This is a genomic window from Roseateles flavus, assembly GCF_039872765.1.
In the GTDB taxonomy this organism is placed as follows: Bacteria; Pseudomonadota; Gammaproteobacteria; order Burkholderiales; family Burkholderiaceae_C; genus Roseateles_B; species Roseateles_B flavus.
Genome location: NZ_JBDPZC010000016.1, coordinates 13,983 through 30,958, shown reverse-complemented (window position 1 = coordinate 30,958; position 16,976 = coordinate 13,983). Strand labels below are relative to the sequence as shown.

General features: G+C 58.0%; 12 protein-coding genes and 1 pseudogene. 9 read left to right on the top strand and 4 right to left on the bottom strand.

Annotated features, from left to right (window positions below; all coding sequences use genetic code 11):
• Window positions 1–126 precede the first annotated feature (126 nt).
• From ABDJ40_RS22785 to ABDJ40_RS22775, 3 genes are all read right to left on the bottom strand, one after another.
• Window positions 127–1,182, bottom strand: a complete 1,056-nt coding sequence (locus ABDJ40_RS22785; protein WP_347613158.1) for a DUF7146 domain-containing protein — start codon at window positions 1,180–1,182, stop codon at window positions 127–129.
• Between the two features lie 250 nt (window positions 1,183–1,432).
• Window positions 1,433–1,750: a hypothetical protein gene (locus ABDJ40_RS22780; protein ID WP_347613157.1), complete on the bottom strand. Its 318-nt coding sequence runs from the start codon at window positions 1,748–1,750 to the stop codon at window positions 1,433–1,435.
• Between the two features lie 349 nt (window positions 1,751–2,099).
• A complete protein-coding gene (locus ABDJ40_RS22775) occupies window positions 2,100–2,624 on the bottom strand; it encodes a hypothetical protein (RefSeq protein WP_347613156.1) in 525 nt (174 codons plus the stop codon).
• Between the two features lie 537 nt (window positions 2,625–3,161).
• Between ABDJ40_RS22775 and ABDJ40_RS22770 the strand changes: the two genes are divergently transcribed.
• Both ABDJ40_RS22770 and ABDJ40_RS22765 read left to right on the top strand, forming a co-directional pair.
• A complete protein-coding gene (locus tag ABDJ40_RS22770; protein ID WP_347613154.1) occupies window positions 3,162–4,007 on the top strand; it encodes a DUF1845 domain-containing protein in 846 nt (281 codons plus the stop codon).
• A 475-nt stretch (window positions 4,008–4,482) separates the two neighbouring features.
• Complete coding sequence (locus ABDJ40_RS22765) at window positions 4,483–4,743, top strand: helix-turn-helix transcriptional regulator (RefSeq protein ID WP_347613153.1); 261 nt, start codon at window positions 4,483–4,485, stop codon at window positions 4,741–4,743.
• 609 nt (window positions 4,744–5,352) lie between these two features.
• Here the strand turns inward: ABDJ40_RS22765 and ABDJ40_RS22760 are convergent.
• A pseudogene (locus ABDJ40_RS22760) lies at window positions 5,353–5,609 on the bottom strand (transposase); the annotation flags it as partial.
• A gap of 306 nt (window positions 5,610–5,915) precedes the next feature.
• Here ABDJ40_RS22760 and ABDJ40_RS22755 point away from each other — a divergent pair.
• From ABDJ40_RS22755 to ABDJ40_RS22725, 7 genes are all read left to right on the top strand, one after another.
• The gene (locus tag ABDJ40_RS22755) at window positions 5,916–8,471 is read left to right on the top strand and encodes an RHS repeat domain-containing protein (RefSeq protein ID WP_347613150.1); all 2,556 of its coding nucleotides are present in this window, start codon (window positions 5,916–5,918) and stop codon (window positions 8,469–8,471) included.
• Window positions 8,472–8,704: 233 nt separating this feature from the next.
• Window positions 8,705–13,345, top strand: a complete 4,641-nt coding sequence (locus tag ABDJ40_RS22750) for an Ig-like domain repeat protein (protein ID WP_347613149.1) — start codon at window positions 8,705–8,707, stop codon at window positions 13,343–13,345.
• Complete coding sequence (locus ABDJ40_RS22745) at window positions 13,342–13,722, top strand: hypothetical protein (protein WP_347613148.1); 381 nt, start codon at window positions 13,342–13,344, stop codon at window positions 13,720–13,722. The genes ABDJ40_RS22750 and ABDJ40_RS22745 overlap by 4 nt, the downstream gene beginning before the upstream one ends.
• An 11-nt stretch (window positions 13,723–13,733) precedes the next feature.
• A complete protein-coding gene (locus ABDJ40_RS22740; RefSeq protein WP_347613146.1) occupies window positions 13,734–14,096 on the top strand; it encodes a hypothetical protein in 363 nt (120 codons plus the stop codon).
• Between the two features lie 819 nt (window positions 14,097–14,915).
• Entirely contained in the window at window positions 14,916–15,110 is a 195-nt protein-coding gene (locus ABDJ40_RS22735) for a hypothetical protein (RefSeq protein ID WP_347613145.1), read from the top strand.
• Between the two features lie 211 nt (window positions 15,111–15,321).
• A complete protein-coding gene (gspG, locus tag ABDJ40_RS22730) occupies window positions 15,322–15,762 on the top strand; it encodes a type II secretion system major pseudopilin GspG (RefSeq protein WP_347613143.1) in 441 nt (146 codons plus the stop codon).
• Between the two features lie 26 nt (window positions 15,763–15,788).
• Complete coding sequence (locus tag ABDJ40_RS22725; protein WP_347613141.1) at window positions 15,789–16,976, top strand: type II secretion system F family protein; 1,188 nt, start codon at window positions 15,789–15,791, stop codon at window positions 16,974–16,976.

Genomic DNA, 16,976 nt, shown 5'->3' with positions numbered 1-16,976 from the left:
CTCGATTCGGGCGCTGCGTCGCGGGTGGGGTCCGGCGCAGCGACCTTTGGAGCTCATGGGCGAGACGGGGCAGCAATTGCGCTGCGCCCCGCTCGCGCCTGGGCATCGTGCAGGCCATGGGCCAGGTCACGCGGCCCGTGCCATCTGGGTCACCAGGGCAGCGCGCCCCAACGGCCCCATCTGCGCTTGCCAGCGGCGGTACCAGACGTCCGACCAGTCGGAGCCCGGCTGTCGGGTGACGAACACCTGTACCTTCCGCCGCCCCTTCGGGCACTCTTCCCGCCTGAGCCGGCGCGCCAAGGCGAAGGCAAACGCCTGGCCCGCGAAATCGCTGTCGGCGTCGTTGTCGGCGTAGATCGAAACCTCGGTCACGCCGCTGGGGATCCAGAGCTTCTCCAGGTTGCCAGCGTTGAGCGCACTCCACACCGCGTGGCCGGTCGCCAGGTGCACGGCAAATCCCTTCTCGATGCCTTCTGTGACGGCCAACTGGTGCGTGGGCGCGAAGAGTCGAACGGCTGCACCGGAGATCCCGGCGCAGAGCACCTTCTTGGCATCACTCGCGGCCAGCTTGCTCCCGTCGGGCAGGTAGGTTCGGTGCAGCGAGACGACATGGCCATTGGAATCGTCGATGCGAGCCAGCATCGCTGGGTACTCCGCGACCTTGTGTGACTTGCCAGCCTCGTCTTTCTGGTAGTACCCGAGGCAGGGGTGGCAGCGAAGCACGGCAGGGTAGGCGCTCAGTGCCAGGCCTCTGGAGGCCAGGTAGCGGTCGACTGGGTCGCCCTTCGCGATGGGTCGGGCTTCATTCCAGATTCGCTGGATCAGCATCTTCCCCCGGTCGGTGGACTGGGCCGAGGCAGCGTCCCGCGCCTGTGTGGGCCGCGGGCTGGCGTTGAAGTAGTCCTCCGCTTGGCGCAGCACCTGATGGAAGTCCATCCCCAGGACCTGCTGCGCCAGCTGAAAGCCACCGCCAGGTCCGCAGCTGCGGCAATGGTAGTTGCCTTGGCCAAACTTGTCGGTGAACTGGAAGCGATCCGTGCCTCCGCAGAAGGGGCAGGGCATGTTGAGGCGCTTCTTGATCATGCGTGGGTCCAAGCCCAGCTGCAACAGAAACTCCGGCCAGCGGTCCTGGGCAAGCGTCTTCACGTGTTCGATGCGAGCTTGGTATTCCTCATGGGTCATGATGACCTCCTGTTTGGGGACTCCCGTGCGCAAGGTCTCTCGGGAGAAAGACTCGACTGGGCGATCGGGGGCGACGCGCTGTGCGTCTGCTGCACAGCGCTAGGGTGGATAGACGCGTGGTCGACGCCATGCCGTTGGCAATGGGCATCGGTTCACGCGCGGAGAAGTCGATCTCGGTGACTCATCAGGGGAAGCGCTAGGGCTTCTCGGGTGCTTCCCGCGTTCGGCAAGGCGGCGCGACTCTGCGGCCTCAGCGTGCAGCCCTGACGGGGGGCGTGTAGAGCTGGCCCACGAGCATTGCGTCCACCAGGCTGTGCGCTTCAAAGTCCCGAGGCCAAAGGTGGCGTTTCGTCCCTGCCGTTCCATCAGAGCCCAGGCGCTGAACTTCTACGCCGCAGGGGCGCCAGAACATGCGATAGACCAGGTGGTCCGCGCCGGAGATCACGAAGGTTCGGCCGGCATGGCCGGTCAGCATCTCGCTCTCCTTGATCAGGAACTCGATCTCGGCCAGGCACCGAACGCGTGCCCAAGCGGCGGAAGCCTGGGACATCTGCATTTGCATGTGCATGAGGAGCTCCTATTGCCGCACGGCGGGCGCGTGGACAGCGCTGAGGCCGCAGGGATCGGCGTTCTGGCGGACGCCAGGGCGGATCGATGCTCCGGTGGTCGTGCTCGATGATGGCGGCACAGCGAGGGTCAAGGATGAACCATGGGGCCGATCCGCCTCGCACCAGGCCCATGCCGGAGTTGGAACTTGAGGGCGCTCTGCATCACCGTGTACCTCCGCACCGTCCAGCCATCCTGCAAAGCCAAAGCAAAGCAGGATTGCGAGGAAGGTCAGGACGTCAGTGACCGTGTCCGAGCACGATTTCTGGGAAGTTGTCATGGCATGTCCTTTCATGCGATCGAGCGGAGGTTCAGGCGAACAGGTCGCCTTGCTCTGAGGCACGCTTCAGCTGTTCATTGATCCATTGCGGATTCCTTTGGAGCTGCTCTGCGGACCACTGCAGGTTGTGCGTGATCGCTTGTCGGACCCACGTGGGGTAGCGATCCAGTGACTCTTTGAGCCAACGCTTGACGTAGCCTTGCAGAAGCGACCGAACATCCTCTGGCTGCATGTTCCCGAGGTAGGGGAAGGTTGAGAAAGGGCTGCATCCAGCCACGCGGACACAGTTGGCGAAGGAGAAGGGCAGGGCGTCCTTGTCGGGGTCCGTGAACACCCAGCGCAAGGCGTCCAGCTTTTCTTCGAGTGGCGTCGCCGGGTCGGCCAAACCACTGAGGTCCTCGAGCAGCAGGCAGTGCAGCCGCACGACGTCCTCTTCGGTCCAGTCGATGGCGGCGCTATCGTTGCTCGTGTCGCACTCGTCGATGTGGCTCCATGCCCTATGAGGGTCCTGGACGGCTTGAGCGACTGTCGGATGGGAACTCAGGAACATGCGCATGGGACTCGCATGGATGGCTACAGCTTGAAGTGATGGGGACGGCATCGTTGCCTCCATGAAATGGGCAAGGCAAGACGCACCCGGTGGGCGAATGCCCTGCTGGGGTGATGAAGATCGGCGCCAGGGGCGTCGGTCGGCTGTGCAAGGCTGGCTGCGTGACGGACGAGCCGTCAAGGTCGGTGGGCCAGCTACCGCGGAGAGAACCGCTTTCGGCGCAAGAGCCAGGCTGCTGATGGGGCAGGAGGCTCTTGCCTCGAAAGCGCCGATCGGCGCGGGGGAAGGACACGCGGCGGGATCCGCGAAGGTCGTGGCGACCTGTCGTGTGGTTCGCCGAGCGCTCGGGGGCTTGCCTGAGTGGAATGCAGGGCCAGCTGCTGCATGGGTGCACGATAGTCTCGCGGACTCTCTGGCGTCAATCCTTGCCAGAGGAGCTCCACTGCGTGATGACAAATTCAATCCGTTTGGGCGGGAAATTCGGATGGAGCTTCTACGGTGGCGCGAGGACGATCGACGTCACTTCAGCAGTGGAGAAGTCCCATGGCAAACAACCTGACCAGCGCGCAGATCGTGAAGACCGACGAGGGGGCGGTGAATGCGCGCATCCTGGCTCGCGAGTCCAAGGTGGATTTTCGGCGCGTGGAGGCTGCCAGCATCAAAGTGGTGACGCGCCTGACAAGCGCAGAGGGCAAGCGGCTCTTCGTGCGATTCTTCAGCACCTTGCAGCTCAATGCGCACTTCATCTCTGTCCTCGCCCGCACGCGCCTGGAGTCCAGTGATGTGGGCAAGGTGGAGGAATCGATCCGGGCCCGGATTGACGCGGCGGCCGATGCCCTCAACAAGGCGATCGATGGTGCGGAGGCACTGTTCCAGGCCCATGGCATCACCAGTGCGGCGACCTACGACACGCTGCCGCTAGAGATCGAGGTGGGCATCATTTCTTCGACGGGGCGCCGCTACCTGGAGCTGCTCAGCAAGTTTGACCAGGTCATGCCTTTGCTCCAGACCTTGGAGATTCATGAGGTCATCAGTACACAGGCATTGGATCTGCAGCGGGCCACACTCAAGCGCCAGGTTCGCGACGTGGCCAATTCGGCTCGAAGCCTGGCGACAGGGTTGCGCAGGAGGATGCAGGCTTTGGCTGCAGGTTCAGGTGAGCGAGCTTCGAATGGCGAAGCTGTTGTTGCCACTCGGCTTGCGCGCGATGACCATGCAGGAGCGGCCGTGGAAGAGGACGGCGAAGCTCTCGAGCGCGCCGGACTTGCAGGAGCACAAAGCGAGGGGCTGTCTGATGAGGCTACCGATCCAGGCTTGATCGCTCCTTCGGATGTCGCGACATCGGAGCAATCCGTTGGCTCCTTGCTGGCGGACGAGGCCGGTATGTGAATCATGCCGCCGGACGCGCGGCGCAAGAGCTCCAGTCTGGCCTGGCGGCCTTGGCGAGGCTTGCGTGTGCACTGGAGATGCGATACGCCGCTGACGGCTTGTCGCCGTGCTGCTGACCCCCTATCGTATGCGGGCCAGGTCATCTCCTGTGATGTCGCCTGTGCCGGGTGGTCCGATCCCGGGCCGCTGATCGTTGCGGACGTTACCCGCCTTCCTCTTGTCCCCGTGACGGCGCTAGCTCGCCTCTTTGGTTGACGCCCGACATTCAACCGTCCCACGGGATCGGGGAGCCATTGGCGTCCCCACATCCGCGCAAGTGCAGGCACGCAGTCGCTGCCCGCACCTCGTCATCTTTGGGTCATCTTTTGGGAAGCGGATGGCACGTCCTGCAGCGCTTCCCTAGCGGTCGTGCGAACCTGACCTAACACGACGGCGACCGAGTGGGTCATGGACATCTGATCCATGGAGTTTCGCTATGCCCACCACCACGCTACTGCCAGCCAATGCGCCTGCTTGCGTTGTCAGTCCCATCCCGACCAGTCTGCCGGACATCGGCTTCGTGCGAGAGGCTCGTCTGCTGCTGTTCCTGCCGTTCTCCCATTCGACGCTTTGGCGCCGCGTCGCGGCGCGCACGTTCCCGGCTCCCGTGAAGCTGTCTCAGCGGGTGACCGCCTGGAAAGTGGAGGACGTCCGCGCCTGGATCGCAGCGCAGGGCGATGTTGCAGCTGTCCCCTAATTCCCAAGAAGCGCCGGCCGGACCGCGTCTCCATCTGGTACGTGCGCCGATCTATATCAGTCATCGCGCTTCCATGCAATATGAATTCTTGACGATGTCATTCATGACATCCCCGTAATGGCGCGCATACATATAGATTCTCGGCCGGCTTTATCGCCCATGGGGAATATCCCCATTGGCTCGATGTGCGCGTCCATTTGTCGCCCCGCGTTGAGTAGGAGTGGGCGGAGAAAAATTCCCGCCACAGCGTGCTGTACGGCATGTACCGCGTGGCGGGTTGATGAGAATCAAGAAGGAATCAGTGATCCACCGTGAAATCACGGTGAAGGTGCTGTTAATTCACGGATTTTCTGGAGAAATTACCCCCTAAAGAGGGGTGTCAATTCTTTGGAAAAATCAGTAGCGTGCGAGCTGTCGCGATTGGGCCACTGAGAGGCGGCTCCGCGTTCTGCATGTCATGCTGCTTTTGGTTGGCTTGCAATCAGTCGCTGAGGTCGGCTATTGCATCTCGTCAAATAATATCAATGGGAGGGGTTGTGAAATATTCTTTTGACCTGAGGGCGCGGCGGTCTCAAATCTGAATTGCAACACCCCACCTAGATTGCAATGTCAATGGATTGTTGCTCGAGTCTGTTCGGCGACCTCTTGCATGAGGTCGCAGAAGGCCTGAATGGGGCTGCGCCAGTTGAGGGTTTGGCGGGGGCGGTTGTTCAGGGGGGGCGATGGAATCCAGTGCCTGCTGCTCGTGGACCGACAGGTCGGTGCCCTTGGGCAGCGCCTGACGCAACAGCCCGTTGGGTGTTCTCGCAGGAGCCTCGCTGGCAGGGTCTGTGGGGACCGCAAAAGTACACCCGGATGTTGGTGGCGCGCCAGTTCACGGCTCAGCCTGCCCGCGCTGCTACCCAGCACCTCAGCGGCTCTTGCCTTGCTGTCGCAGCGCGGCCAACGTCACGCACTCTACGGCCTGCATCTGCCGGAATATTCTCGTCATATTTACACCTTGCCGAAGCGGCAAGGTGTTGCAATTTGGATTTGAGACCGCCCTTTCGATAGGAGCACTTTTTACAGCCTTCGCCTTTTCTGCTGACTTGACGTGCCAAGTTTGAATTTGGTCGCTTCTGGCTTTGCGTTGAGCTTCAACGTTGATTAATTTTCTTGTGATTGCTTCAGTGATGGAAAAGCTCTACTTCTCGAAAGTTGAAAGTTCTTGCTTGGCTTTGTCAATATTGTTGACCTCTTCGACGCTTTGCCAAGCAGGAATCGTCAAATTGAAGGTGGCACCAGTGGTGCGCTGGGGAACAAATCTGGAGCCAACCATTGGCTACTTTGATTCACTCGGGGAAGCATTTTCCGCCCTTGTTGAATATCAGGCGGCTCATTTTGATCAGTATTTGGTGAGAATCCCATTCTATGCTGATCGGGCTTCTGGAAGCCCATTTTTGGATGACGCGAGCAAGAACATTAATGGGATTGACAACTTGTACTCTTGGTCTGCGAACAGATTTAGATATGTTCAAATGAAAGATGGGACCTATGTTCTGAAGTCTGATCCAATTACTACCGGAATTATTGCGGCGCATATTAATTGCCCGGATGGGGCTGCCTATAAATTCTCCAATATCACTCCAGATGGAAAGTTCCAAAAAGCCTGGTGTGAAGTAACTATCAAAACGCGAGATAAGCAGCGGAATGAATGCGGGTATGGCAACCCAATATTCCCGGCTTCGGGTCTGAAGGAGCAAAGAGAGGTTGACTACCGATCTGTAAGCGGGGCGCTACAGATGGAGCGTACTTATAGAAGTGATTCTGGTTCATTCGCATCTGTCGCCTCACGAAATGTTGGGTTTTCGGACTACCAGGCTGAGAGTATTAGTGCCACATGCTTGCCTCAAGTGTGGACAGAGGTCACTACTGTAGAAGGTGAAATTGAGCCAGCCAAAACTGTCCGATCAAGCTGCTTCCCTGTGTATCCTGATGGGTCCAAAAAGGCGCTACTCACCACGCGGGAGGGGGCGCTGGTGGAGTTCAGCGTCACGGACAGTGTTGCTCAATCCAGCTCAAACCCCAAAGAATCAGCGATAAAGGTCATCGATTCAGATGGCTCGACTCGATGGGTGGTTACCACGGAATCGGACAATATTGATGTCTATGCAAATTCCGGGCAATTGCTTTCAAGCTGGACAATGGGTGGTAGAAAGACATCCTATTTTTACTCGGATGGATCGGTTTCTAAAGATATTGCCCCGGGAGGCGGTTATCTCCTTGTTCAGTCGGATGAATTTGGTCGATCCATGTATTTTACATATGGCAAGGTTGGCAACCTGTCTACGATGCTGGATCCGGCAGGGGGGGTGTATAGGTATTCCTTTGATCCTCAGAATCGGCTGGTTGGGGTTGAGTATCCAAATGGATTGATTGTGGGCTATCACTGGGGGGAAGAGGCTCGTGCGCCCGGAGTTAATGGATTCCAATCACTGACTGGGCGGTCGGAAACTTGGAATGGAATTACCACTCGAGTTGGTTCGTATAGCTATGATGCCGATGGTCATGCAATATCTACTGAAGGTCCGAATGGATCGAATAGATTTGTCGTGGCGAATCGCCAAACCAACCAAGTTGATCTTGTCGATCCGCTGGGCGCATCGAGGACGATGCAGTTTTTCGGTATCAATGACGTTCCTCATGTGGCCGCGATTTCGCAACCGGCCGGCTCGGGTTGTTCAGCGGCTCAGAAAAATAGCACATTTGACTTTAATGGAAATGTGACGAGTCGTGATGATTTCTCCGGGAATCGCACCTGCTATGCATATACCGATGGCCGGAATTTGGAGACGGTGCGTGTCGAAGGATTGGCTGCGGGATATAGCTGCTCGGGGGTTGTCGCAACCGGAGCGAATCTGCCGGCTGGTAGTAGAAAGATTAGTACTGCTTGGCATCCTGACTGGCGTGTAGAGACCGGTCGAGCAGAACCCAAGCGACGTACTAGCTGGGTCTATAACGGACAGCCCGATCCCTTCAATGGCGGGGCGATTGCGAACTGTGCCCCAATTGCTGCAAAGTTGCCCAACGGAAAGCCTATTTCAGTACTTTGCAAGTTGGTTGAACAAGCAACCTCTGACGATCGGGGTGCATTGGGGCTAGCCGCAGTTCCGGTCGGGGCGCCGCGAATTTCTTCTTTCACCTATAACCAGTTTGGACAAATGCTTACCAGCGTGGATTCACGTGGGTTTTCAACAACCTTTGAATACTATGACAGCTCAAGTGCTGACTACATGATTGGGGATCTGAAGAGCCGCACCAATCCAGCTGGTCATGTAACTCAGTATGTGCGATACGACAGGAATGGACGCCTTCTGAAGGCCATAGATCCCAATGGGGCTGTTAGCGAGATGACTTACACGCCTCGTGGATGGTTGAATTCGATGGCGGTGACATCGGCGGTGGGGGGGCACACTCCGCTAACTTCAAGCTATTCCTACGATGGTGTTGGGAACGTTATCCAGTCCACTTTCCCGGACGGCTCTGGACTGAATTACGAATACGATGAAGCGCACCGCCTCACTGGAATTTCTGACACTGTGGGTAATCGAGTAATTTATGAGCTTGATGCTGCAGGAAACCGGATCAGCGAGCGGGTTCAAGATGCCAGCGGCTTGCTGGCTCGCAATATTAGAAGATCATTTGATGCCTTGGGGCGTTTGCAGCAAGTAATCGGATCTCCGCAGTGATGTGTGCTGGATCTACTGAAGCCGGCAAGCGCCTGCGATACAAACAGATTTAGGGAGGAACTATGTGGTCGGATACTGCATCCGGAGAGTGGCCGTGTGATATCGGTCCTAGGCTAAGGCTAAATATTTTGCTTTTTCGAGGAATCGCATCTACGCGGGCCCTAGTTCTGTTCCTGCTGTTGATATTGAGTTGCAAGGCTGGGCTAGCCGCAACCGCTACCAACGTCGCTCTTGTGTCCAGTCTGAACCCAAGCTATGTATCTCAGGCAACGACGCTGACGGCAACCGTGACGCCGTTGTCGGCAACAGGCACGGTGACATTCAAGAGCGGAACTACCGTATTAGGGAGTGCTTCGCTCGACGCTGGAAAAGCGGTCCTGTCGACCAGCTTCAGCACCTCTGGCACAAGTAGCTTGACGGCGGTCTACGCTGGAAATGGCACATATGCCTCGAGCACCTCGGCAGCAATCAGCCAGGTGATCAAGGCCAAAGCTACAAGCACTACGGTATTGAGCAGCGGCCTCAATCCCAGCGCCACAGGGCAGAGCTTGAATCTCACGGCGAAGCTTACGCCGTCCACCGCCACCGGTATGGTGACCTTCAAAGATGGGGCGGCCGTCCTAGGCACTGGTAGTCTTAGTGCAGGCACCGCTACCCTAACTACAAGTTTTGCCGCTGCTGGCACTCATGTGCTGACGGCAATCTATGTCGGAGACAGCGCCAATGCTGCAAGCACGTCGCCCGGTCTCAATCAGGTAGTGAAAGCGGCCACTAGCACGACGCTAAGCTCCAGCATCAACCCGAGTTTCCTGGGGCAGAGTGTGGTTCTGACGGCAAGACTGGCACCCGTTACCGCAACCGGGTCAGTTACCTTCAAGAATGGCGCGACAACGCTAGGCACCGCTACGCTCAGCTCCGGTGTGGCGACCTTAACAACAAGCTTTGGCATAGCGGGAAATGCTAGTGTCACGGCGGTGTATGCAGGTGATGCTGCAAATGCGGCTAGTACCTCAGCTGTGCTCAGCCAAGCCGTCAACGCTAAAGCTACTACCGCTACGACTATCGGTACTAGTTTGAGCCCAAGCTACGTGAGTCAACCTCTCACGTTAACTGCCACGGTGAGCCCGTCTACGGCTACTGGAACAGTGACATTCAAAGATGGCTCAACAAATTTGGGTACGGGCACACTCAGTGGCGGTGTGGCGACGCTGAGCACCAGTTTCAGTAGCGCTGGCACCCATAGCGTTACTGCTTCGTATGCTGGCGATGTTGGCAATGGCCCGAGTATCTCTACATCGATTGGTCAAGTGGTGAACGCCAAGGTGGCCACCACCACCACCCTTGCTAGTGAATTGAATCCGAGCTATGTCAATCAGCCGGTGACCCTCAAGGCCACGGTGAGTCCCTCGGCCACTGTTGGCACGGTGACTTTTAAAGATGGGGCCACCACATTGGGGACGTCCGCGATCAACTCCGGAATTGCGACACTCACAACGTCGTTTACTATTACTGGCGCTCGCAGCATCAAAGCAACCTATGATGGAAATGTAAGTAGTAACGCGAGCACGTCAGCGGCACTCACACAGACGGTGAAGAGTAAGGCAACCTCGTCTGTAACTTTGGATTCCGTCTTTAACGCCTACGTTGGTGAAGTGTTCACCATCTATCCAAAGGTCGATGGCGCCTTCATTCGTAGTGGCCCGATGGGGACGCTGACCCTCTACGATAGTGGCGTTGCAATTGCGTCTGTCCCTACACGAGCAGGCTCTCAGCCTGCTATGTCGGTGACCTTTGACACCGCGGGGGCCCACCGCTTGACCGCCGTGTTTTCCGGCGACGACGCCAATTTGAGCAGTTCATCGGCCGCATTCGAACAAGTTGTTCGCGCCAAGCGAACACCGGTAACAGTCAGCTTTTCCTCAAGTTTGACGCCTTCGGCTACTGGTCAGAATGTTACCTTGACGGCCACTTTGTTGCCGTCCACGGCAACCGGTAATGTCGTATTCAGAGATAGTGAGTATGGGAATCTATCCGTCGATACGAGTTCCGCTGGCGTCGCCAAACATGTCCATCAATTTAGTACGGCACGTTCGTACAGTCTTACTGCCTACTACGTTGGAGACGAGACCAATGCACCAAGCAGCTCGCCGGTGTTGGTGCAGGAGGTCTTGTCTAACTCCTCGTCGACAACGTTAGTTGCCTCGCCTGCTTCGCTTGCACTGAGGCAGCCAACGACTTTCATTGCGACGGTCAGCCCACCCTCATTGTCGGGCAGTGTGACGTTCAAAGACGGCGCTATGGCGATTGGAACGGCGCCTCTTGTCGGTGGGGCAGCGAGCTACACGACAGGCTTTTCAGCTTCCGGGACGCATAGCGTTACCGCTACCTATGCTGGCGATGGAGTCTACGGGGCCAGCGTTTCAAGTCCTGTCGTTGTGACGGTGAGTTGCCTCCTTACCTTGAGCAGCTCTGCTGACACGATTGCTAGCGGCGCGGCGATTACCCTGACAGCGAGTTTGGAAGGGACCGCGCTGTCCGGAACCATCGGCTTTGTTGATGGCTCAACGGCACTTGGAAACGCTCCCATCAGTGCAAATAAGGCATCACTGGCAGTTACGCTCGGAACGGCGGGGCTCCATTCGCTACGGGCGATCTATAGCGGCGATGGCACGAATGCACCTTGTTCATCTGAACATGTTGCCGTTCAGGTGAATGACGGTGGTTCTGGCGGCACTGGCGCTATGACCTGGATTTACGGCTATGACCCGAGCGGCAACCGCTGGGCCGATGTGGATCCCAAGGGAAATGCCGTAAGCCGAGATTTTGACACGCTGCACCGCTTGGTGCAGATAGATAGCCCGCCGCCTTCGGCGGGGTCGATTTCGCCGAGCGTCCGGATGCGCTACGACGAACAGGGAAACCTAGTCGCTGTCAATGACCCTCGAGGATTGGAAACAACCTATTCCGTCGATGGGCTGAGCAACTATGTCGAGCAGGCAAGTCCTGACACGGGAAATTCGGGAATGAGCTATGACTCGGCGGGAAACTTACTAGCTCGCACCGATTCGCGCGGCAAGATCACAAATTTCACCTACGACATGCTAGGGCGGCTGAAGAGCGCAACTTATGCCAGCGGCATGCCCACGGTTTTCGAGTATGACGGTGGCGGCAGCCCTGTGCCTTACAGCAAAGGCCGACTGACTGGTATTACTGATGAATCCGGCTCGACGAGCTATACATATGATTACCTGGGTCACGTGTTGACCAAGACACAAGTAATTGCAGGCAAGCTTCCGCAGGTTCTGAGGTACTCCTGGGGAACCAGCGGCCCAGCGGCAGAGAAGCTGACGGCCATTACTTATCCCAGCGGCCTCCAGGTCAACTATACCTATGACACCGCCGGGCGGATCAACGCACTCACCGCGAATCCTGTAAATGCCAACGGCGTGGGCACCAACACAGGCGTTACGGTCAGCATCCTGTCTAGCGTGACCTACAACGGTGCCAACGAAGTGACGGGCTGGACCTGGGCAAACGGGACGGCCTACCAACGCACTTACGACGGCTTTGGTCGCCTGGTGAGCTACCCCTTGGGCAATCCCAACGGCAGTGGCACTGCGGCCGGCATGACCCGCACGCTTCAATACGATCCGGCCGGCCTGATCCTCGGCTATGTGCACAGCAATGCCGCTGGGCCCCAGGCTGTGTTTGACCAAGGTTTCAGCTACGACAATCTGGGGCGCCTCACGGCTCATACCCTGAGCGGAGCGAGCTATGGCTACAGCTATGACTTGACTGGCAACCGCACGCAGAGGACCTTGGGCGGCACGGGCTACACCGTGACTACCTCGCCGACCAGCAACCGGATCTCGCAGGCTCAGGCCCCTGGCGGCACGCAAGTGTTCAACTACGACAACGCAGGCAACACCTTGGCGGATGGCACCGTCGGCTACAGCTACAGCGACCGGGGGCGCATGAACAGCGCCACCGTCGCGGGCGGTAAGGTGAGCTTCCTCTACAACGGGCTGGAGCAGCGGGTGGCCAAGACGGGCCCCACAGCGCTGGTGCCTTCGGGGGCGAGCTACTACGTTTACGACGAAGCGGGGCGCTTGGTGGGGGAGTACGACGCGAATCAGGCGCCGTTGTATGAGACGGTCTACCTGGGCTCGATGCCGGTCGCTGTACTGAAACAGACCGGGACCGCGGCCAGCTCGACGCTGAGCAACGTTGCCTACAACGTCTATTCAGATCACCTTGGCGCACCGCGGGTGATTACGCGCAGTGCGGACGAGACGATCGTCTGGCGCTGGGATGGGGCTGAAGCTTTTGGGGCCTCGGCGGCGGATCAGAGCCCCGCTGGGCTCGGCGTCTTTGCTTTCAACCAGCGCTTTCCAGGGCAACTCCTAGATGTGGAAACGGGGAGTTTCTACAACTGGAACCGGGACTATCGCCCTGACGCTGGCCGCTACATTGAAAGTGACCCGATAGGGCTTAGCGGCGGTATCAACACCTACACGTATGTTGCCGGGAATCCGGTCAGCTCTGTTGATCCCGATGGGCGAATCGGTCTTCCTGGTGCGCTTATCGGAGCAGGTCTGGAAATCGGCAAGGAAATGCTGATTGATGGAAGGAGTGCGAGATGTGTCGACATCGGAGCGGTCTTGACCGCGGCAACATTTGGCGCACTCTCGCCAGGTTTTATTTCCCTAGGAAAAAGTGCTGCAGGAATGGCCTTGCCGTCTGCATTAGCAGGATTTGGATTCAAGGAGCTTGCCATATGGCAGGGAACTTTGGGGGTTAACGGGGCGTTGATAAAGAAGGCTCTAGCCGCGAAATCTTGGACTATTGGCGACGACTGCGAGTGTAAGAAATGAATGATAACGACACTGTGGAGAAGAGATCCAGAAGCTGGATCCAACGGTTGTTCTCAAATTCTTTGATTTTCGCAGTCATGATCACTCTACTCAGCATATTTGCTGTCTACTTGAGTGCGGTCGATCCAACTGTGAGGAAATTGGCTGCCGGTGGAGTATTTGGCGCTGCTATAGGAATAGCCTACATCTTGGAGTCGTGCGCGGGGATCTCCCCATATGTATTGCGAATCCTTTGCGCTGCAGTTGGTGCGTTGGCTGCGGGTGTAATGTGTTTGCTGCTGCTGGTTTCCACGACTAGTGTTGTAGTTGGCGTTATTGTTGGTGGATTGCTTGGCGCAACAAGTAAATATTGGATTGCTCACATCAACCTTCCGTAGATGAGGTGCCAGTGCTGGAAGTCTTGGAATGCTATCGTTCCATCGAATCTACAACGGGCTGGAGCAGCGGGTGGCCAAGACGGGCCCCACAGCGCTGGTGCCTTTCGGGGGCGAGCTACTTCGCTTACGACGAAGCTGGGCGCCTGGTGGGGGAATACGACGCGAACCAGGCACCACTGTATGAAACGGTCTATCTGGGCTCGATGCCGGTGGCGGTACTGAAACAGGCCGGGACCGCGGCCAGCTCGATGCTGAGCAACGTCGCCTACAACGTCTATTCAGGCCAACTGGATACGCCGCGAGTGATCACGAGCAGTGCGGACGAGGCAATCCGCTTCGAATTCAATGATGGCAAGCTCGCGAGCGTGAAGTAGACCGAGCTGGCTGCGGCTTCGGTGTATGGCGCCATGCCCAGGGTGGTGTCAAGCCACCCGGAGGGCTCGGATGCGGGAAGGAATTGCCCACTCGAAGTTTCCATATGAGAAACCCGCGCCGGGGGGCAGTTCCGAACCCTCTCCCGCCGTTCGGATTCTAATAAGTGGAGTTGTGGCGTTATGATAAAAATTGGCTTTCGGTTTTTCTTCTATCTACTTTCGGTGGTGCTGGTTGGTTTTTCTTTCTGGTGTGCACTTTGGATTTTTTCGTCATACAGCATGGCGTTTTCTGAGTGCGCTGGCACCTTTGATCTTTTTGCATCCAATGCAAGATGTAGGCAGCCGTTGATTGCTGCAGCGCTGGCCGCGGCAAGTTTGATGGGCGCCATCGTCGCAGTTGTGGCTGGTCGAAGGATTCGTAGAAGGTAGAGAATGCCTGCAATCTGAAAGTTTGACCTGGATTTTTGCGTAGTCCGCGAGCATTGGCGCCGCCCGAAAGACACTGAATAAGGAGTCTTTTCTAACTGAGACTGCTAGCAGGCTGCTGAAATACTGTTTCGCAGGTGCCCACGCAGGCCTTTTTAGGGGAGTCTAGACCCTCAGCTGGTCTCAAAAAGTCGCATGGCAAAGCTACAGAAATTCTTCTGAATTCTGAAGCTGCACTGAGTGCTTCAGAATTGATGGTGGCTCAATTCTGTGAAAAGCACAGTGATGTGAATTTGAAATTTCATTGTGTTTGTTCGGGAAATGAACGCTACAAGGCGCTCAGTCTCTCTGGTTTTGGATATTTTTGGGTTGGCTACTTTGGTGGGGTGATTTATGGCTGAGGATGCATCTCGCCATTGGCTCGCGAAGTTGCTGATCGTGGTGGCTGGTGCGCTTGGTGGTGCGGGTATATATGGGTATTTGCTCTATGATTTTGAATTTTTGATATCTGTCATATTGCTTTTGGCTGGGGTTTTTATGGTTGCATTGAGCGCGATGGTGGATGGGTATTTGAGAAAAAATCTTTGAAGTCGGGCTGTGCATGGTTCGTTCCCACTTAAAACTTCGTCTTGACGTTTGCGAGTAAATTTCTCGCAGGTGGTTTTGCTCTCGCTTAAAGCAAGGGTGTCAGGTTTAGGCTGAAGGATTCGTGCCGCGTCCGAGAAGTCGGTGTAGATAGAGAAATTGGCTTGGGCCGACTGCGCGTCAGGCGCGGCGAGAGGCATTTGGGGGAGGGGAATTGGCGAACTACAAACGTACAGTGCCGGCAGCTGGATTCACATTGCTTGAACTGCTGGTGGTCATGGTGATCATCGGATTGCTGGCCAGCTACGTGGCACCACGCTTCTTCGACCAGATCGGCAAAAGCGAAACCAAGGCGGCCCGGGCTCAACTCGACGCCCTGGACAAAGCCCTGGCCACCTACCGCCTGGATACGGGCCACTACCCCAGCACCGAGCAGGGCCTCAGAGCACTGACGGAGCGGCCGGCCGAAGAGGCTCGTTGGGCCGGTCCCTACCTCTCCAAAGCCCTGCCGCCGGATCCTTGGGGGCATGCCTATCTGTACCGCCTGCCTGGTGAGGCGGGGCACGACTACGAGCTGCAAAGCCTGGGCAAGGATGGTCAGCCGGGCGGCACTGGCGAGAACACGGATGTCAGCGTCTGGGACAGCGGGCGCTAGATGGCGCTCATCCAGGAGGGAAGGTGATGCAGTTCCGCATCAATGGGGTGCAAGGTCGCGGCGTGCCTCAGGCGATGGAGGTCGAGGCTGCCTCCTCGGAAGAGGCACGAGCTTTGGCCGTGCGGCAAGGGTACACGGTGCTGAATGTCGAAGCGGTCGGCGGGCAATGGCCGCAGCTCTTGCGGGGCCGGGCCCGCCCGCTGGACGTGGTGGTGCTGGCGGAGCAGCTGCGTGACTTGCTGGGAGCAGGCTTGAGCGTGATTGAAGCCCTGGACACCTTGGGCCGCTCCGCCTCATCAGACACGTCTCGGGCCCTGGAGCAGCTCACGCAGCGCTTGCGGAGCGGGCAGGCCTTTTCGCAGGCGTTGTCGGCCGACACGCGCTTTCCGGTGCTGCTGGTGTCCCTGATCAAAGCCGCAGAGCTGACGTCCGATCTGCCTCAGGCGCTCACCCGCTTCATCGAGCATGAGCGTCGAGTGGCGGAGCTGCGCCATCGCATCAGCTCGGTGGCCATCTACCCCTTGGTGCTGACGGCGGTGGGGCTGACCGTCTTGCTCTTCTTGCTGCTGTATGTCGTTCCTCGTTTCGCTCGGGTATTCGAAGGCATGAATGGAACCTTGCCCTGGTCGGCCCAGGCCATGATCAGCTGGTCCCACTGGCTGCAGGCCCATGGTGTGTGGCTGCTCCTGGCCGCGGGCATCGCCGTTGGCGGATTGGTGGCCCTGGCCGGCTCGCCCGGCGTGCGCGCCAGGGCCATGCAGCGCTTGATGCAATGGGGACCTTTGCGCGAGCGTCTGCGTGTGTACTTTCTTTCCCGCTGGTACCGCTCCACAGGGATGCTGGTCGCTGGTGGTATTCCCCTGCCGGAAGCGCTGGCACTGTCCAACGGTGTGCTGCCGCTGGGCATGCGCTCTGGCGGCCTGGCGGTGGAGCGTGCCTTGCGCGAGGGGCAGGCGCCGGCCAGAGCGCATGCGGATGCGGGCATGGCCACGCCCGTGGCCGAGCAATTGATCCTGGCGGGGGAGCGCATTGGAGACATGGGCAGCGTCCTCACTCGCATTGCCCACTACCACGATGCCGAAGTGGCCCGAGCACTGGAGCGCGGTGTCCGGGTGCTGGAGCCCTTGGTGATGCTGCTGATTGGGGTCGGAGTTGGTGTGGTGGTCGTGCTGATGTACATGCCCATTTTTGAACTGGCCTCGGCACTGCAATGA

Excerpts from the sequence above, each read along its gene's own strand:
- ABDJ40_RS22725 (WP_347613141.1), top strand. The coding sequence starts at position 15,789 with ATGCAGTTCCGCATCAATGGGGTGCAAGGTCGCGGCGTGCCTCAGGCG.
- ABDJ40_RS22775 (WP_347613156.1), bottom strand. The coding sequence starts at position 2,624 with ATGCGCATGTTCCTGAGTTCCCATCCGACAGTCGCTCAAGCCGTCCAG.
- ABDJ40_RS22780 (WP_347613157.1), bottom strand. The coding sequence starts at position 1,750 with ATGCACATGCAAATGCAGATGTCCCAGGCTTCCGCCGCTTGGGCACGC.
- ABDJ40_RS22765 (WP_347613153.1), top strand. The coding sequence starts at position 4,483 with ATGCCCACCACCACGCTACTGCCAGCCAATGCGCCTGCTTGCGTTGTC.
- ABDJ40_RS22745 (WP_347613148.1), top strand. The coding sequence starts at position 13,342 with ATGAATGATAACGACACTGTGGAGAAGAGATCCAGAAGCTGGATCCAA.
- ABDJ40_RS22770 (WP_347613154.1), top strand. The coding sequence starts at position 3,162 with ATGGCAAACAACCTGACCAGCGCGCAGATCGTGAAGACCGACGAGGGG.
- ABDJ40_RS22785 (WP_347613158.1), bottom strand. The coding sequence starts at position 1,182 with ATGACCCATGAGGAATACCAAGCTCGCATCGAACACGTGAAGACGCTT.
- ABDJ40_RS22735 (WP_347613145.1), top strand. The coding sequence starts at position 14,916 with ATGGCTGAGGATGCATCTCGCCATTGGCTCGCGAAGTTGCTGATCGTG.
- ABDJ40_RS22755 (WP_347613150.1), top strand. The coding sequence starts at position 5,916 with ATGGAAAAGCTCTACTTCTCGAAAGTTGAAAGTTCTTGCTTGGCTTTG.